8 protein-coding genes are annotated in these 17,096 nt (G+C 75.0%); 2 read left to right on the top strand and 6 right to left on the bottom strand.

The window, feature by feature from the left end; all coding sequences use genetic code 11:
- Positions 1-5: 5 nt before the first annotated feature.
- The 3 genes from AB0F82_RS12630 to AB0F82_RS12640 form a co-directional block, all read right to left on the bottom strand.
- A complete protein-coding gene (locus AB0F82_RS12630) occupies positions 6-4,358 on the bottom strand; it encodes a UvrD-helicase domain-containing protein (protein WP_362626279.1) in 4,353 nt (1,450 codons plus the stop codon).
- Positions 4,359-4,456: 98 nt separating this feature from the next.
- Complete coding sequence (locus AB0F82_RS12635; protein WP_436842084.1) at positions 4,457-8,044, bottom strand: UvrD-helicase domain-containing protein; 3,588 nt, start codon at positions 8,042-8,044, stop codon at positions 4,457-4,459.
- A 258-nt stretch (positions 8,045-8,302) separates the two neighbouring features.
- A complete protein-coding gene (locus tag AB0F82_RS12640) occupies positions 8,303-8,671 on the bottom strand; it encodes an MGMT family protein (RefSeq protein ID WP_356813647.1) in 369 nt (122 codons plus the stop codon).
- Positions 8,672-8,838: 167 nt separating this feature from the next.
- On the opposite strand from AB0F82_RS12640, the gene AB0F82_RS12645 reads away from it, so the two are divergent.
- Together AB0F82_RS12645 and AB0F82_RS12650 are read left to right on the top strand one after the other, a co-directional pair.
- The gene (locus AB0F82_RS12645; RefSeq protein ID WP_436842077.1) at positions 8,839-11,652 is read left to right on the top strand and encodes a lysylphosphatidylglycerol synthase transmembrane domain-containing protein; all 2,814 of its coding nucleotides are present in this window, start codon (positions 8,839-8,841) and stop codon (positions 11,650-11,652) included.
- A gap of 494 nt (positions 11,653-12,146) precedes the next feature.
- Complete coding sequence (locus tag AB0F82_RS12650; protein ID WP_362626288.1) at positions 12,147-13,757, top strand: alpha/beta hydrolase; 1,611 nt, start codon at positions 12,147-12,149, stop codon at positions 13,755-13,757.
- A gap of 136 nt (positions 13,758-13,893) precedes the next feature.
- On the opposite strand, the gene moeZ is transcribed toward AB0F82_RS12650, so the two are convergent.
- From moeZ to AB0F82_RS12665, 3 genes are all read right to left on the bottom strand, one after another.
- A complete protein-coding gene (moeZ, locus tag AB0F82_RS12655; protein ID WP_030772761.1) occupies positions 13,894-15,072 on the bottom strand; it encodes an adenylyltransferase/sulfurtransferase MoeZ in 1,179 nt (392 codons plus the stop codon).
- A gap of 63 nt (positions 15,073-15,135) precedes the next feature.
- The gene (locus tag AB0F82_RS12660) at positions 15,136-15,891 is read right to left on the bottom strand and encodes a spherulation-specific family 4 protein (RefSeq protein ID WP_362626291.1); all 756 of its coding nucleotides are present in this window, start codon (positions 15,889-15,891) and stop codon (positions 15,136-15,138) included.
- Complete coding sequence (locus tag AB0F82_RS12665; RefSeq protein WP_362626294.1) at positions 15,879-16,892, bottom strand: NAD-dependent epimerase/dehydratase; 1,014 nt, start codon at positions 16,890-16,892, stop codon at positions 15,879-15,881. The genes AB0F82_RS12660 and AB0F82_RS12665 overlap by 13 nt, the downstream gene beginning before the upstream one ends.
- Between the last annotated feature and the right edge of the window lie 204 nt (positions 16,893-17,096).

Genomic DNA, 17,096 nt, shown 5'->3' on the forward strand with positions numbered 1-17,096 from the left:
CGAGCCTAGCCGTCCGCCCGGTGGTCACCGTCGGGGCCCGATTCGCCTTGGAGGATCCGCTCAAGGCGGGCCCTGCCGGGGAGGTTGCGGGGGCGGATCACACGGCCGCTGCGGACGTGCAGGAAAGCGGCGGTGACCCGGTCGAGCGGGGTGTTCGTGGCCTCGGCCCAGGCCAGGCGGTAGACGGCGAGCTGGAGCGGATCGGCCTCGGTGGTCCGGCCGGTCTTCCAGTCGACGATCTCGTAGGCGTCGTCGCCGTTGCCGTCGGTGGTCTTGTAGACGGCGTCGATACGGCCGCGGATGACGCGGCCGGCGAGGGTGAGCTGGACCGGGGCCTCCATGCGGTGGGGCGGGCGGTCGGCGTACGGGCTGCGTTCGAAGGCGGCCTTGAGGGCGTCGAGGTCGGCCTCGTCGGCGATGTCGTGGCCGGAGCCGGATCCGGCGGCGCCGGGGAGGTCGGCGACGGGGTCGAGGACGTCGAGGAAGGGCAGCGGGAGCTCGTCGAAGCGGGACTCGACCCAGGCGTGGAAGCGGGTGCCCTGGCGGGCCGCGGGCTGCGGGGGCTTGGGCATGGGGCGGGCGAGGTCGCGTACGAAGCCCTGCTCGTCGGCGGCGAGCCGGAGCAGCTGGCTGGCGGAGAGGGCGGGGGGCAGCTCCACGTCGCGGACGGCCGACCGGGCACGGCGGAGCTCGCCCTCCAGGGCGTCGAGGTCCCGGTCCCAGGAGGCGATCGCCCGGGCCTCCTCGGGCGTGAGCCGCGCCCCGCCGGCGAGGCCGGGCACACCGGGCCGCGGCACGGAGTGCGGCTGCGCCGCGGGGACGGCGGGCTGCGCCGCGGGGTCCCCGGCCCGGGTCTCCTCCGCCCAGGCCTCGTCCGCCCAGGCCTCGTCCGCCCAGGCCTCGTCCGCCCAGGCCTCGTCCGCCCAGGCCTCGTCGGCCCAGGTGCCGCGCGCCGGGACGGCTCCGCCCGGCGCGGGGTACGGCTCTGCCGGGCGGGGCTCGCCGCCCCCGAGGGCGGGGCCACCCTGCGGGTCGGCCGGGAAGGCGGGTGTACGCGCGCCGGAGCGCGGCTGCGCCGCCGGGTCGGCGGCCCAGGCCTCGTCGGCCCACGAGCCGCGCGCCCGGGGCACGGCGCGCCGGCCGCCGGCGCGGGGGCTCGGGCCTGCGGCCCGGTCGGCGCCGCCCCCGAAGTCGTCGGCCCGGGCCGTGGCGGCGGGGGGCGCCGCCGTGTCGGCGGCTCGCGCGCGACCCGCCGCTCCGGGCGCGGCAGGGCCGCCCGTGCGGTCGGGGGCGCCGCCCGGCGTGGCGGCGCCGTCACCCCGGAGGGCGTCGGTGTCCCCGTACTCGGCCGAGGCCGGTGCGTTGCGGTCCGGAGCCGTTCCGCCCGGCGCGGCCGGGTCGGCCGCGGGGGCCCCGTCGGATACGGAACCGGCAGGCGCCGCAGGCGGCCCCGCCCGTTGCCCGGTGCCGACCGGGTCGCCCGCAAGGGCGCCGGCGCCCCAAGCCTCGGCGGGGCCGGGGACTGCTTCGCCCCGGGGCGAAGCGGACGGCGCGTCGGCCTGCGGCTCCCCGCCGGGGGCCGGGACCGCTCCGGCGGGCGCGCCGGGAAGGGCCGCGGGCGGCTGCGCCGGGTGCGGGAGGGATGCCGGGCCGCCCCACAGGGGGGCGTCGTCCTCGCCCTCGGCCGGGCCGGGGCCGGCAGGCGCCGCGGAGGCGTCCCCTTCGGGGCCCCAGCCCTCGGCCGGGTCGAGGTCGGGCTGCGGCCAGGGGTCGGCGGGCCAGGGCTCGTCGTCGTAGGCGGGGTCCTCGCAGTCCGGTGGCCAGAGGTGGGCGTCGTCCTGGTCCGGCGGGGGCGGGGCCGCCAGATAGGACTCCACCAGGGCGGCCGTCGCGCGGCGCAGGGCGAGGGAGTGCGGGTCGAGCGGCAGCGGCCAGGAGTGGTCGGCCGCGGACTCCCCCGCGAGGGCCGGATTCTCGGCGGACGGTTCGGGCTCGTCCGCCCAGGCCTCGATCTCACCGAAACCGGCCGCGCAGTGCTCGTACAGGGCGGTGAGGAACTCCGACGGGCCGCGGCGCCTCTTCTGGGTCGGGCCCCACCAGTGGCCCGAGGCCAGCAGCAGGGACCGCGGGCGGGTGAAGGTCACGTAGCCCAGGCGCAGCTCCTCCACCGACTTGTGGTGCTTGAGGGCGGCCTTGAAGGACTTCAGGCCGGCGGAGGTCCAGGCCGGGTCCGCGGGCAGGGTGGGGGCGTCGCCGCGCAGCGCGTACGGGAGGACCTTCGCGTACGAGGTCCAGGCCTCCGGTGCCTTCTCCTTCGGAAAGGACCCCGCGCACAGGTCCGGGACCACCACGACGTCCCACTCCAGGCCCTTGGACTTGTGGGCGGTGAGGACCTTCACCGTGTTCTCGCCGCCCGGCAGGGCGTGGTCGAGGCCCTTCTCGTACTGGGCGGCCGTGCGCAGGAACGCCAGGAAGGCCAGCAGCGTGGCCTCCCCGTCGAGCGCGGCGAAACCGGCGGCGACGTCCATGAAGTTCGACAGGGTCTCGCGCCGGCGGGCCGCAAGCGCGTGCGGGGACGCGGACAGTTCCACTTCGAGGCCGGTGGCGGACAGCACCCGGTGCAGGACGTCCATCAGCGGGTCGGCGAGCGACCGGCGCAGGTCGCGGAGCTCCTGCGCGAGGTGCGCGAAGCGGACCCGGGCCTCGGGGGAGAACGGGAGGTCGTCCGGGGTCTGGCCGGCGCCGTCGAGGAAGGTCTCCAGGGCGTCGGCGAGGGACACGATCTCGGCCGGGTCCACGCCCTCCACGGCCGCCGCGAGCCGTTCGTCGGGGTCGGCCCCGGCCGGCGTGCGGGCCACCAGGAGCCGCGCCCGGCGGCCCAGCAGCGCCAGGTCGCGCGCGCCGATCCGCCAGCGGGGGCCGATGAGGAGCCGGACGAGGGAGGCGTTGGCACCCGGGTCCTGGAGGACCTCGCAGACGGCGACGAGGTCCGCGACCTCGGGAAGGTGCAGCAGCCCGGACAGGCCGACGACCTCCACCGGGACGTCCCGGTCCACCAGCACGGCCTGGATCTGCGCGAAGTCCCCGGCGGACCGGCACAGGACGGCGATCTCGCGCGGCTCCGTACCCGTGCGCACCAGGTGGGCGACGGAGTCGGCGACCCAGTCGAGCTCCTGGGCGTGCGTCTCCAGGAGGGCGCAGCGGACCTGCCCGGCGCCCTCGGCGCCCGGCGCCGGACGCAGCGCCTCCACTCCCTCGTGCATGGCGCGCAGCGGGGCGGCCAGGTCGTTGGCCAGGTTCAGGAGGCGGCCGCCGCTGCGTCGGTTCTCGCTGAGGGAGAGCCGGGTGGCGGGGGTGCCGTCGGCGTGCGGGAAGTGCTCGGGGAAGTCGTCGAGGTTGGCCACGGAGGCCCCGCGCCAGCCGTAGATCGCCTGGCAGGGGTCGCCGACGGCGGTGACGGCGTGGCCGGTGCCCGCGCCGAACAGGCCGGACAGCAGCAGCCGCTGGGCGACCGAGGTGTCCTGGTACTCGTCGAGCAGGACCACCCGGAACTCCTCGCGCAGCAGCGCGCCCACCTCGGGCCGGGTGGTGGCGAGCTGCGCGGAGAGGGCTATCTGGTCGCTGAAGTCGAAGAGGTCGCGGGAGCGTTTGGCGGCGCGGTAGCGGCCGACGAGCTCCAGCAGTTCGAGGCGGCCGCGCATGGCCTCGGGGACCTTGCGCAGGTCCTCGTTGGTGAGGCGGGTGCCGGCGAGCACGTCCAGCAGCGCGGTGTCGTGGAGGCGCAGGCTCTGGGGGTCGACCAGGTGCTCGGAGAGTTCCGCGTCGAGCGCGAGGAGGTCGCCGACGAGGTCGGGGACGGACTTGGTGAGCGAGGGGTACGGGCCGGGGGCGTCGCGCAGCACCTTCGCGGCGAGCTGGAAGCGGGTGGCGTCGGCGAGGAGCCGGGAGCTGGGCTCCAGGCCGATGCGCAGGCCGTGGTCCTTGAGGAGCTGGCCGGCGAAGGCGTGGTACGTGGAGATGCGCGGCTCCCCGCCGGCCGCGGCGGCGTCGGCCGGGGAGGGGTCGGGGTCGGTGATGCCGGCCCGCGCCAGGGCGGTGCGTACGCGCTCGGACAGCTCACCGGCGGCCTTGTTGGTGAAGGTGAGGCCGAGGACCTGCTCGGGCGCGACCGTGCCGGTGCCGACGAGCCAGACCACGCGGGCGGCCATGACGGTGGTCTTGCCGGATCCGGCACCGGCGACGATCACCTGCGGGGCGGGCGGAGCGGTGACGCAGGCCATCTGTTCGGGCGTGAAAGGGATCCCGAGGAGCTCTTTCAGCTGCTCGGGATCGGTCAGTACGGACGCACGCGCGGACACGTAAAAAGGCTAGCCGCCCCCACCGACAACCCCGACCGCCCGACCGGCAGGCCGGCAGGCCGGCAGGCCGGCAGGCCGGCAGACCGCCCGCCCCGAGGTCACTCGACGGTCTGGCGGCCCTCCGGGCGGGCGCTGCACGAGCTGCGGAAGGAGCAGTGGTCGCAGTGGCGGCCGGCGGCGGGCGCGAACCGCTCGTCCAGCACCCGCCCGGCGGCGGTCGCGAGCAGATCGCCGACCCACTCCCCGTCGAGCGGCTCCTGGGCCTGGACCTTGGGGACCGTTTCACCGCCGTCGCGGATCGCGGCGCCCTGGCGGAGCTGGACGAGCTCTGCACCGCCGGGTTCGGGGCGCCGTCCGTCGAAGACCTCGTCGACGGCGCCCTCGCGGACGGCGAGCTGGTAGACGGCGAGCTGGGGGTGGCGGGCGACCTCGTCCTTGGTGGGCGCGGACTTCCCGGTCTTGAAATCGACGACGTACGCACGGCCCTGCGGGTCCGCCTCGACCCGGTCCATGGAGCCGCGGATGCGGACGGCTACGTCGCCGGCTTCGAGCGTGACGTCGAACTCGTGCTCCGTGGCCACGGCCTGCCGGCCCCCGCGGTCGGTGGTGTGCCAGCGCAGGAACCGTTCGAGGGCGGCGCGGGCGTTCTCCTTCTCCTGGGCCGACTTCCAGGGGGCGTCGAAGGCGAGGGCGTCCCAGACCGAGTCGAGGCGTTCCATGAGGACGGCCAGGTCGGCGGGGGTGCGGCCGGAGGCGACCTCGTCGGCGAGGACGTGGACGACGTTGCCGAAGCCCTGGGCGGCGGTGGACGGTGCGTCGGCCTTGACCTCGCGGCCGAGGAACCACTGGAGGGAGCAGGTGTTGGCGAGCTGGTCCAGGGCACTGCCGGAGAGGGCGAGGGGCCGGTCCCGGTCGCGGAGCGGGACGCTGCTGCGGGTGGGCTCGTACAGGCCCCACCAGCGCTGCGGGTGCGCGGCGGGGACCAGGGGGCGGTCCTCGTCGTCGGTGAGCGCGGCGAGGCGGGCGAGGCGGCGGGCGGCCGCGTCGCGCAGGGCGGGCGAGGCGTCCGGGTCGACGGTGGTGGCGCGCAGCTCGGCGACGAGAGCGGGGACGGCGAGGGGGCGGCGGGGCCGGCCGGTGACGTCCTTCGGGGTGACGCCGAGCTCGGTGAGCAGGCGGGAGGGCTGGTCGCCGTCCTCGGCGGGGGCCTTGACGGCGGTGACGACGAGACGGTCGCGGGCGCGGGTGGCGGCGACGTAGAAGAGGCGGCGCTCCTCGGCGAGGAGGGCGCCGGGAGTGAGGGGCTCGGCGAGGCCGTCGCGGCCGATGCGGTCGGCCTCCAGGAGGGAGCCGCGGCGGCGCAGGTCGGGCCACAGGCCCTCCTGGACACCCGCGACGACGACCAGGGACCACTCCAGGCCCTTGGAGCGGTGGGCGGTCATCAGTCGGACGGCGTCGGGGCGGGTGGTGCGGGCCGTCAACGTGTCGGCGGCGATGTCCTCCGCCTCCAGTTGTTCGAGGAAGTTGAGCGCGCCGCTGCCGCCGGTGCGCTCCTCGGCGCGGGCGGCGGTGTCGAAGAGGGCGCAGACGGCGTCGAGGTCGCGGTCGGCGTTGCGGCCGGCCGCGCCGCCGCGGCGGGCCTGGCGTTCCAGCCGGTCGGGCCAGGGGGTGCCGTCCCAGAGGATCCACAGGGCCTCTTCGGCAGTGCCGCCGCCCTGGAGGAGCTCGCGGGCCTTGCGCAGGAGCAGCCCGAGGCGCTGCGCGCCGCGGGCGTAGGCGGGGTCGTGCGCGGTGAGGCGCTCGGGCTCGGCGAGGGCGCGGGCGAGCAGGACGTCGGAGGGCGCGGGCACCTTGACGCCGGCGGCGCGCTCCTCGTCACGCAGGGCGCGGCCGAGCCGCCGCAGGTCGGCGGCGTCCATGCCGCCGAGGGGGGAGGCGAGCAGGGTGAGCGCAGCCTCGACGCCTCCGGCGGGGCCGCCGGACTCCCCGGAACCCACCCCCGCCCCCTGCCCTGCCCCCGCATCGCCTTCGGTGTGGACACCGTCGCGGGCGAGGCCTGCGGCCTGCGGGTGGGCGGCGGTGGCGGGGTCCGCCTCCGGGCTGGATGGCTCGATGGCAGCGGCGGGCCGCGCCGCGACCGAGGCGCCTTCCCGCGCACCGGGCTCGCCGAGGGCGGCCGACGGGCCGGCCTCGGCGGGGGCCGCCGCACCACCCGCGGCGGGCAGCACGGGGCCCGCGGCCGGGTCCGCGTCCGCGCGGTCGGTCTGCGCACCGGGCTCGCCTGCGGCGCCGGCCGTGCCCGGGGCCGGCTCCGCGGGGTCGGCCTGCGCGCCGGGCCCGCCCATGGCAGGGGGGAGGGATGCGGGCTCCGCGTCGGTGGCGCGGGTCGGGCCGGACTCGTCTGCGGGCGGCCAGGTGGCCGTGAGGCGGAGGGCGGTCAGGAGGGGGGAGACCGCTGGTTCGTGGCGGAGGGGGGTGTCCGTACCGTCCGTTTCGACCGGGACTCCCGCCGCGATCAGGGCTCGGCGCATCTGGGGGAGGGTGCGGCCGCCGGCGCGGACCAGGACGGCCATGTCCTGCCAGGGCACCCCGTCCTCCAGGTGGGCCCGGCGCAGGATGTCGGCGATGTTGTCCAGCTCGGCGCCGGCCGTCGGGTACGTGAAGACCTCCACCCGGCCGCCCTCCCGCGTGGCCCGCAGGTCACGGTGCGCGCGGACCGCTGCCGCGGGGAGGCGGGGCAGCGGCATGCGGGTCGTGAGGAGGCGGGTCGCCTGCAGGAGGGCGGCGCCCGAGCGGCGGCCCACCGTCAGGGCCCTGACCTGCGCGCCCGGGAAGGCGGACTCGAAGTCCAGCACGTTGTTGATGTCGGCCCCGCGGAAGGCGTAGATCGACTGGTCCGGGTCGCCGAAGGCGACGAGCGTCCCGCCGCGCCCGTTCAGGGCCCGCAGCAGCCGCAGCTGCGAGGCGTCCGTGTCCTGGTACTCGTCCACGAAGATCGCGTCGTAGGCGGAGGCCAGCGACGGCGTGCGCTCGGCGAGGAGCACCGCGCGGTGCAGGAGCTCGGCGTAGTCCAGCGTCCCCTGCATGTCGAGGACGTCCAGGTACTCGGAGAGGAAGGCGGCCGCCGCCTTCCAGTCGGGGCGGCCGATGCGGTCCGCGAAGGAGGCGAGGGCCTGCGGGCCGAGGCCCAGCTCGCGGGCGCGGGCGAGGACCGCCCGGACCTCGTCGGCGAACCCGCGCGTGGTCAGCGCGGCCCGCAGGTCGTCGGGCCAGCGGATCGAGCGGATCCGGCGCTGGCCCTCCAGGAGGGTGCGGACCATCACGTCCTGCTCGGGGCCGGACAGCAGCCGCAGCGGGTCGGCGAAGAGGTCGGTGTCCTGGTGGGCGCGGACCAGGCCGTAGCAGAAGGAGTGGAAGGTGGTGGCCTGCGGGGCGCGGGCACCGCCCAGCCTCAGGGCGGCCCGGTCGCGCAGTTCCACCGCCGCCTTGCGGCTGAAGGTGAGGATGAGGATCCGGGAGGGGTCCGTCCCCGCTTCCACGCGGGCGGCGACGGCCTCGACCAGCGTGGTCGTCTTCCCGGTGCCCGGTCCGGCCAGGACCAGGAGTGGTCCGCCGGGGTGGTCAACCACCGCCCGCTGCGCTGCGTCCAGCACAGGGGGATCCACCCGTTCCGGCCCGGTGCGCACGAGGCGGTACGCGTCGGGGGTCCGCGTACGCCGCCGTTCGGTGCGGTCGGAGGAAGAGGTGATCACGTGGGGTGCCGGTCCTGGTGGGTCTGCGGGGTGTGGCGGTGCTGCCGTGACGGCTCGCGCGGGAGCCGAGGCGGAAGCCGAAGAGGCAACGCTACGGCAACCCGCCGACGCCGCGCAGTCCCCCCGGGTACCCCGGACGGGCGTTCGCACCGTCGCCCGATCGCCCGCCCCGGCGCCGCATGGCGGAAGCTGTCAGGTGTGAGCCTCGTCGCGCCCGCCGTCCCTTCCGGGGTCCCGTCCGGGGTCCGGGTCCCCGTCCCAGCGCGCCCGGCGCATGTCCAGACGCGGCTCGCCGCCGGCCGTCAGGCGCAGCGGGGTGGCCTCCGTCCGGTAGTGCTCCAGGGCGCGCGCCTCGTGGCCGGGCAGCGGCATGCCGTCCGCCCGCACCACGCGCCACCAGGGCACGGCTCCCCCGTACAGGGCCATGACACGCCCGACTTGGCGCGGTCCCCCTTCGCCGAGCCATTCGGCGACGTCCCCGTATGTCATCACCCGGCCGGGCGGAATACGCTCGACGACCTCCAGTACGCGCTCCGCGTACGCGGGCAGCTCCTCACTCATTCAGCACATGGTGCAGTACCCCGGCCACCCGTCGGCGGAAGTTGTGGTTCCGGACCGGCGCGCACCCTGATGCCCCGGCGGCCCCTCGGTCCGTGCCACCATCTTCCGGGCGGTGACTGGTGATACGTGATCAAGAAGAGACGGATGTGACGACGAAGGAGCAGGGTGTGAGCCCTCCGGAAGGCGCGGCGGGGGACGACGGCGCGCGCCCTGACGACGGCCCCGCCTCCCGCCCGCAGAACCGCCCCCAGGACCTCGCGCCGGATCTGACGCGAGACGTGGCGCCGGACCCGGCACCGGACCCGGCGCCAGGTCTCGCGCACGGCGCGCACGGCCCCGCGGCCGGCCGCGCCCGCGGCGGCGAGGAGGACGCGGAGGCCCCGCACGGCCACGCCCCGACCGCCGCCGACCAGGTCGAGGTCGACGAACCGCTGCTCGCCGCCCGCGTGCACCGGCCGTCCGACCTGGTACGCCTCCTCGTCGGCCTCCTCGGCATCGCCGTGCTGTTCGGCATCGCCGCCTTCGCCCACGGCACCACGGTCGGCCTCGAGGAGGACATCAGCAAGGGCACCGGCCAGGCGCCGGACCTCCTGATCAAGGTCGCGGCGCTGGTCTCCAGCATCGCGGTGCTGCTGCTCCCCGTCGCCTTCGCCATCGAGCGGCTGATCAAACGCGACGGGCTGCGCATCGCCGACGGCGTGCTCGCCGCCGTCCTCGCGCACGGCGTCACCCTGGCCACCGACCTGTGGGTCTCCCAGGCCGCCCCCGACACCATCCAGGACGCCCTGACCCGTTCCGCGGGCGGCGGGGCCCTCACCGATCCCGTGCACGGCTACCTCGCGCCCGTGATCGCGTACATGACCGCGGTGGGCATGACCCGCAGGCCCCACTGGCGCGTCGCGCTCTGGGTCGTCCTGCTGCTCAACGCGCTCACCATGCTGGTCAACGGCTACACCACCCCCTTCTCGATCATCCTCACCGTGCTGATCGGCTGGAGCGTGGCCTACGGCACCCTCTACGCCGTCGGCTCCCCCAACGTGCGCCCCACCGGGCAGCACCTCCTCGCCGGGCTGCGCCGCGTCGGCTTCCAGCCGGTCAGCGCGATGCGCGCCGAGACGCCCGAGGGTCCCGAGGCGTCCGAGACCGGCGACCGCGGCCGGCGCTACCACGTCACCCTGGAGGACGGTCCTGCGCTCGACGTCACCGTCGTCGACCGGGAACAGCAGGCCCAGGGCTTCTTCTACCGGGTCTGGCGCCGGCTCACCCTGCGCGGCATCACCACCCGCCGCAGCCTGCAGTCGCTGCGCCAGGCCCTGGAGCAGGAGGCGCTCCTGGCGTACGCGGCCATCGCGGCCGGGGCGAACGCGCAGAAGCTGATCGCCACCTCCGAGCTGGGCCCGGACGCGGTGATGCTCGTGTACGAGCACCTGGGCGGCCGGACCCTGGACTCCCTGCCCGACGAGGAGATCACCGACGAGCTGAGCCGCAACGCCTGGGAGCAGGTGCGCGCCCTGCAGTCGCGGCGGATCGCCCACCGCAGGCTCACCGGGGACGCGCTCGTGGTGGATCGTTCCGGCAATGTCATCCTCACCGACCTGCGCGGCGGGGAGATCGCCGCCGGCGACCTGGTGCTCCGGATGGACGTCGCGCAGCTGCTGGCCACCCTCGGCCTGCGGGTCGGCGCGGAGCGCGCGGTGGCCTCGGCGGTGTCGGTGCTCGGCCCGGACACGGTGGCGGACTGCCTGCCGCTGCTCCAGCCGATCGCGCTGAGCCGTTCCACCCGGGCGACGCTGCGCAAGCTGGCCCGGGAGCGGGCCGAGCGGGAGCGGGAGGCCGTACTGGAGTCCTCGCGGGCGGCGAAGGCCGCGCGCGAGGCGGAGGCCGCGGCCTCCGCCGCCGCTGCCCCGACCTCGGCAGCGGCCGACCGCAAGGCCGAGAAGAGGGCGCTCGACGACGCCCTGGACGAGGCCCGCGAGGAGGACCTGCTCAGCCAGATCCGCCAACAGGTGCTGCTGATCCGCCCGCAGGCGCCGGTGGAGCCGGCCCGGCTGGAGCGGATCCGGCCGCGCACGCTGGTCTCGTTCATCGCCGGCGCCTTCGGCGCGTACTTCCTGCTGACGCAGCTCGCGCACGTCCCCCTCGCCGAGACCGTCGCGGACGCGGAGTGGGGCTGGGTCGGTGCGGCCCTGGCCTTCTCGGCGCTCAGCTACGTCGCGGCGGCCATGAGCCTGCTGGGCTTCGTGCCCGAGCGGGTGCCGTTCCTGCGGACCGTGGTCGCGCAGGTGGCGGGGTCCTTCGTGAAGCTGGTCGCGCCGGCGGCGGTCGGCGGTGTCGCCCTGAACACGCGCTTCCTGCAGCGGGCGGGGATCCGGCCGGGGCTCGCGGTGGCGAGCGTCGGCGCCTCGCAGCTGTTCGGTCTGGCCAGCCACATCCTGCTGCTGCTCTCCTTCGGCTATCTGACCGGGACCGAGAAGACCCCGGAGATGACCCCGTCCCGGACCGTCATCGCGGGTCTGCTGACGGTGGCGGTCCTGGTGCTGGTGGTGACGGCGGTGCCGTTCATGCGGAAGTTCGTGGTGACCCGGGTCCGGGCGCTGTTCGCGGGCGTGGTGCCGCGCATGCTGGACGTGCTCCAGCGGCCGAAGAAGCTGGTGACCGGCATCGGCGGGATGCTGCTGCTGACGGGCTGCTTCGTGATGTGCCTGGACGCGTCGATCCGGGCGTTCGGGGGCGGCGAGGCCATCAGCTACGCGAGCATCGCGGTGGTGTTCCTGGCGGGCAACGCACTCGGTTCGGCCGCGCCGACACCGGGCGGCATGGGCGCGGTGGAGGCCACCCTGACGCTGGGCCTGGTCGCGGCCGGGCTGGAGAAGGAGGTCGCGATCTCGGCGGTGCTGCTGTTCCGCCTGATGACGTTCTGGCTGCCGGTGCTGCCGGGGTGGATCTCGTTCAACTTCCTGACCCGCAAGGAGGCCATCTAGCCTCCGGCCGGGCCCGCCTCTTGCCTCCGGCTCGGGCTGCGGGGGCGCTGGTGCTGCGCCCCCAGCCTGGGTTTTCGCCCCTGCCGGGCGGGCCTGGCTGCACCCCCGACGGCGCTCCGCGCCGCGCCCGCCTCAAAACGCCGGCGGGGCGGGATTCGGCCGCTGCCGTCCCGCACCGCGAGGGCTGTACCTGTTGCCCCGCACAGCGGGCAGGTGGCCGCCCGGACCGACACCGATCCGCACGGTGATCACCGAGCTCCGCCCTGCGGTGGGGCCGCTGGGCGAGCCGGTCGCGGCGGGCGTGACCCGCTGGGACCAAGCTCCCGGCCTCGCGCTGTGCGGCGCCGCCTACGAGGGCATGGGGTACCGGCGTACGTGGCGGCGGGCCGCGCGGCGGCGCGGCCGCCCGGTCCGGTGCCGGCGTAGCGGCTCCCGGCTTACCCGAACGGGTCAGCGCGCGGGCGGGGGGCGACGGGGGCGCGCACGATGGTGACATGCCCAAATACCTCCTGCGGGTCGCCGTCGCCGTCGCTCTCATGGCCGGGGCGGCCGGTACCAGTGGCTGTTCCGACAGCGGGCAGGAGAAGACGCCCAAGGCCGGCGGCACGGAGGGGGCGCCGCCCCTGAAGTGGGGGGACTGCGAGGCCCCGACGGCCGCCGAGGGGGGCGGGCAGGCTCCGCCCAAGGACTGGCAGTGCGCCACGCTCCACGTGCCGCTCGACTACGCAGACCCTGAAGGAGAAACGATTCCTCTCGCCCTGATCCGGGCGAAGGCGAGGAATCAGGGCGAGCGTCTGGGGTCCCTCGTGTTCAACTTCGGCGGACCCGGCGGGTCCGGGATCACCACGCTGCCCGGCGCCGCCAAAGAGTACGAGGCCCTGCGCCGGCGCTACGACCTCGTGAGCTTCGACCCGCGCGGGGTGGGCCGCAGCGCCCCCGTCCTGTGCCTGGACGACAAGCAGCTCGACGCGTACTACGCCTCGGACTCCTCCCCCGACACCCCGGAGGCGGAGAAGGCGTACCTGGAGAACACCCGCAAGTACCAGCGGGCCTGCGAGGCGAAGTCCGGGAAGGTGCTCCCGTACGTCGGCACCGAGAACGCCGCCCGCGACCTCGACCGGATCCGCCAGGCCCTCGGCGACGAGAAGCTCAACTACTTCGGGATCTCCTACGGCACCGAGCTCGGCGGCGTCTACGCCCACCTCTTCCCGGAGAAGGTCGGCCGGACCGTCTTCGACGCCGTCGTCGACCCGACCGCGACCTCCGAGCAGGGGGCGCTCGGCCAGGCCAAGGGCTTCCAGCTGGCCCTCGGCAACTTCGCGCAGGACTGCGTGGACCGGGGCGACGAGTGCCGGCTCCAGGGCAGTACCGCCAAAGAGATCGAGGACAACATCATCAAGCTGCAGAAGCAGCTGGCCGCCAAGCCCATCCCGGGGATCGGCGACCGGATGCTGACGGAGTCCTCGGCGACCAACGGCATCGCCCAGTCCCTCTACTCGCAGGAGCTCTGGCCGCTGCTGGAGCAGGGCCTGGACGAGGCGGAGGGCGGCCAGGGCCAGCTGCTGATGGCCCTGTCGGACGCCCTCAACGGCCGTTCCCAGAACGGCGACTACAGCAACATCGGCGCCGCCAACACCGCCATCAACTGCGTCGACTCCAAGGACCGCTACACCCTGGAGCAGACCAAGGCGAAGCTGCCCGCCTTCCGTGCCGCCTCGCCGGTCTTCGGGGACTTCCTCGGCTGGGCCATGATGGGCTGCACCGGCTGGCCGGTCCCCGGCACCGCGGAGACCCCGGACGTCTCCGCCCCCGGAGCCGACCCGATCCTGGTGATCGGCAACACGGGCGACCCGGCCACCCCGTACGAGGGCGCCCGCAAGATGGTGGAGCGACTCGGGCCCGGCGTGGGCGTGGAACTCACGTACAAGGGCGAGGGGCACGGGGCGTACAACAGCGGCGACCCGTGCGTGCAGGGAGCCGTGAACTCCTACCTGCTGGACGGGAAGGTGCCCGCCGCGAACACCGTCTGCACCCCCGCCCCGGACGCCTCCCAGTCCCCCGCCCGGCCGTCGGCCCCGGCCCCGGCGCAACCCGTCGGCGCCTGAGCACAGCCGGGCCGCCCGGGCCCGCCCGGGGTCCCGGTAGGGACGGGCACCGACAGCGGTGGCGGGAAGAGTTCATGACGGACATGACGAAGGGGTGCCCCGCAGGGAGCACCCCTTCGTCAGATCGCCACTGTCTTTAGTAGACCGGCTTCTCGGGCTCGATCTGGTGGACCCAGCCGATGACGCCGCCGCCCACGTGCACCGCGTCCGCGAAGCCCGCGGACTTCAGGACCGCGAGGACTTCCGCACTGCGGACACCCGTCTTGCAGTGCAAGACGATGCGCTTGTCCTGCGGCAGATCCTGCAGGGCGGTGCCCATCAGGAACTCGCCCTTGGGGATCAGCTTCGCGCCCGGGATCGAGACGATCTCGTACTCATTGACCTCGCGGACGTCGATGATCTCGATCGGCTCGTCCGTGTCGATCCACTCCTTGAGCTGCTTCGGAGTGATCGTGGAGCCGGCGGCCGCCTCCTGGGCCTCCTCCGACACGACGCCGCAGAAGGCCTCGTAGTCGATGAGCTCCTTGACGGTCGCGTTCGGACCGCAGACCGCGCAGTCGGGGTCCTTGCGGACCTTGACCTGGCGGTACTGCATCTCCAGGGCGTCGTAGATCATCAGGCGGCCGACCAGCGGCTCGCCCACGCCCGTGAGCACCTTGATGGCCTCGGTGACCTGGATGGAGCCGATGGACGCGCAGAGCACGCCCAGCACGCCGCCCTCGGCGCAGCTCGGGACCATGCCCGGCGGGGGCGGCTCCGGGTAGAGGCAGCGGTAGCACGGGCCGTGCTCGGACCAGAAGACCGAGGCCTGGCCGTCGAAGCGGTAGATCGAACCCCACACGTACGGCTTGTTCAGCAGCACGCAGGCGTCGTTGACCAGGTAGCGCGTGGCGAAGTTGTCCGTGCCGTCGACGATGAGGTCGTACTGGCTGAAGATCTCCATCACGTTCTCGGCCTCGAGCCGCTCTTCGTGAAGGACCACGTTCACGTACGGGTTGATGCCCAGCACGCTGTCGCGGGCGGACTCGGCCTTGGAGCGGCCGATGTCCGACTGGCTGTGGATGATCTGGCGCTGCAGGTTGGACTCGTCGACCTCGTCGAACTCCACGATGCCCAGCGTGCCGACGCCGGCCGCGGCCAGGTACATGAGGGCGGGCGAGCCGAGTCCGCCCGCGCCCACGGCCAGCACCTTCGCGTTCTTCAGGCGCTTCTGGCCGTCCATCCCGACATCGGGGATGATCAGGTGGCGGGAGTACCGACGGACCTCGTCAACGGTGAGCTCAGCAGCCGGCTCGACCAGGGGTGGCAGCGACACGGGGACTCCGTAGATGGGGACGACTTAACGGTGGTTCTCTCCGTAACACTGCCACGCCCGTCTTCATTCCAAGACACCTGTTCCGATGCGTGAGACGATTTCGTCCCAGTACCCGGGCATGGACGCCCAGGGGTCGCGGTCCCCGACGGCGCGGCGGTCGGTGAACCAGATGGTGCCTGCGCCCTGCCAGCGCGCGATCCGCATCGCCTCCTCCAGGTGCGTGCGCGGCACCCCGTGGACCAGGTGGCAGAACCGCTCCGGCGGGTGGTCCGCCGTCCACTCCGCCACCTGCGACCAGCGGTAGTCGGCCCAGGCCCCGGAGAAGGTGACCAGCTGGTCGGCGGCGTCCGCGTAGCCCTCGTACGGGTGCGTGCCGTGCTCGAGCACGATCCGCAGGTCCTCCCCCAGGCCGCGCACCGAGTCGACGACGCGACGCACCGGGGCCAGCTCCGCCTTGTCCGCCGGGACCCCGGCGAGGTAGAAGCCGCCGACCCCGTACCAGTCCCGGAAGCGGTGGGCGTCGGAGACCAGCTCCCCGAAGGACCGTGACCCGTCCCGCATCGCGAGATGGCCGAGGACCGTGCCGCCCGCGGCGTGCAGCTTCGCGGCCGCTTCGGTGCAGTGCGGATCGGGCCGCCCGCCCGGGCCGTCGGCGACGTTCAGCACGGCCCAGTGCAGCGGGGTGCCGGGGCGGGTCAGCTCGGCCCATTCCACGGGAGCGAGCAGCGGGTGCGCGTAGCCGGGGATGCCCAGTCCGAGGCGGCCGGCCCCGGTCGCGGCCGCCGTCAGGGCACCCGGCGGAGTGGTCAGATGCGGCACGCCGCCTCCATCCAGATGTCCGCGAGGGATTCCTCCAGGTTGATCCGGGGCCGCCAGCCGAGCCGGTCGCGGGCGGTGCGCACGTCGGCCTGCTGCCAGGCCCCGCAGCCGTCCGGGTAGGGGTACGGCTGGGGGGCCGATGCGGCCAGCTGCTCGGCGGTGACCTCGGAGCGGGGGGACCCGATGGAGGTGAGCCCGACCGGCGGGCGGCCGGGGTGCCCGTGCCCCTGCTGCGGTCCGCCGTGCGGTACGTCGAGCTCGTGCAGGGCGCCCCCGTACCCGGCGACGCGGGCGAGGACGGCGGCCGCGTCACGCAGCCGCACGGCGCGGCCGGTGCCGATGTTCACCACGCCCTGGGCGGCGGACAGGGATGCGGCGTGCACGGCCCGTGCCACGTCCCGTACGTCGACGAAGTCGCGCTGCACGCCGAGCCCGCTGAGCTTGAGCTCGCCGTCACCGGACTGCATCGCGCGGCGCATGGCCTCGGCGAGCCGGCCGAGCGGGGACCCGGCGGGGGTGCCCGGGCCGACGGGCGAGAAGATCCGCAGTACGACGGCGTCCAGCCCGGAGCCCAGCACCAGTTCGGTGGCGGCCAGTTTGCTGACGCCGTACGGTCCGCCGGGTCTGGGCACGGCGTCCTCGGCCGTGGAGGATCCCGGCTGGCTGGGCCCGTACTCGGCGGCGCAGCCGAGCTGGACGAGCCGGGCCCCGCAGCCGCTGCGGCGCAGCGACTCGCAGATCGTCGCGACGGCGACGGTGTTGTGCCGGGTGAGTTCCCGGGCCCCGCCCCGGGTGGCTCCGGCGCAGTTGATGACGACGCCCGGGTGGACGGCGTCGAGGAAGCGCGTGAGCGCTCCGGGGCTGCCGGTGGCGAGGTCGAAGCGGACGTCGGCGTCGTCGCCGCGGCCGAGCGCGGTGAGCTGGACGGCGGGGTCGGCGAGCAGCCGGTCGGCGACGTAGCGGCCGAGGTATCCGTTGGCTCCGATCAGCAGCACCCTCATCGCGAGACCCCTTGGTCGGTTGGCTGGCCGGTCATGTCTGTTTCTCCTTGCGGACGGGTGAATGGACGGGGCGGGGTACGGGCAGTGCGCCTCGGCGTCGGCTCCCAGGGGGTGTCTTGCCGATCAGGCCGGATCAGGGAGCAGTGGATGACGCCATGGGGCCTCCCCAGGCCCGCAGGGCCGAGGGGAAATCGCAAGGCGGAC

The organism is Streptomyces virginiae, assembly GCF_040638905.1.
Lineage (GTDB): Bacteria > Actinomycetota > Actinomycetes > Streptomycetales > Streptomycetaceae > Streptomyces > Streptomyces virginiae_B.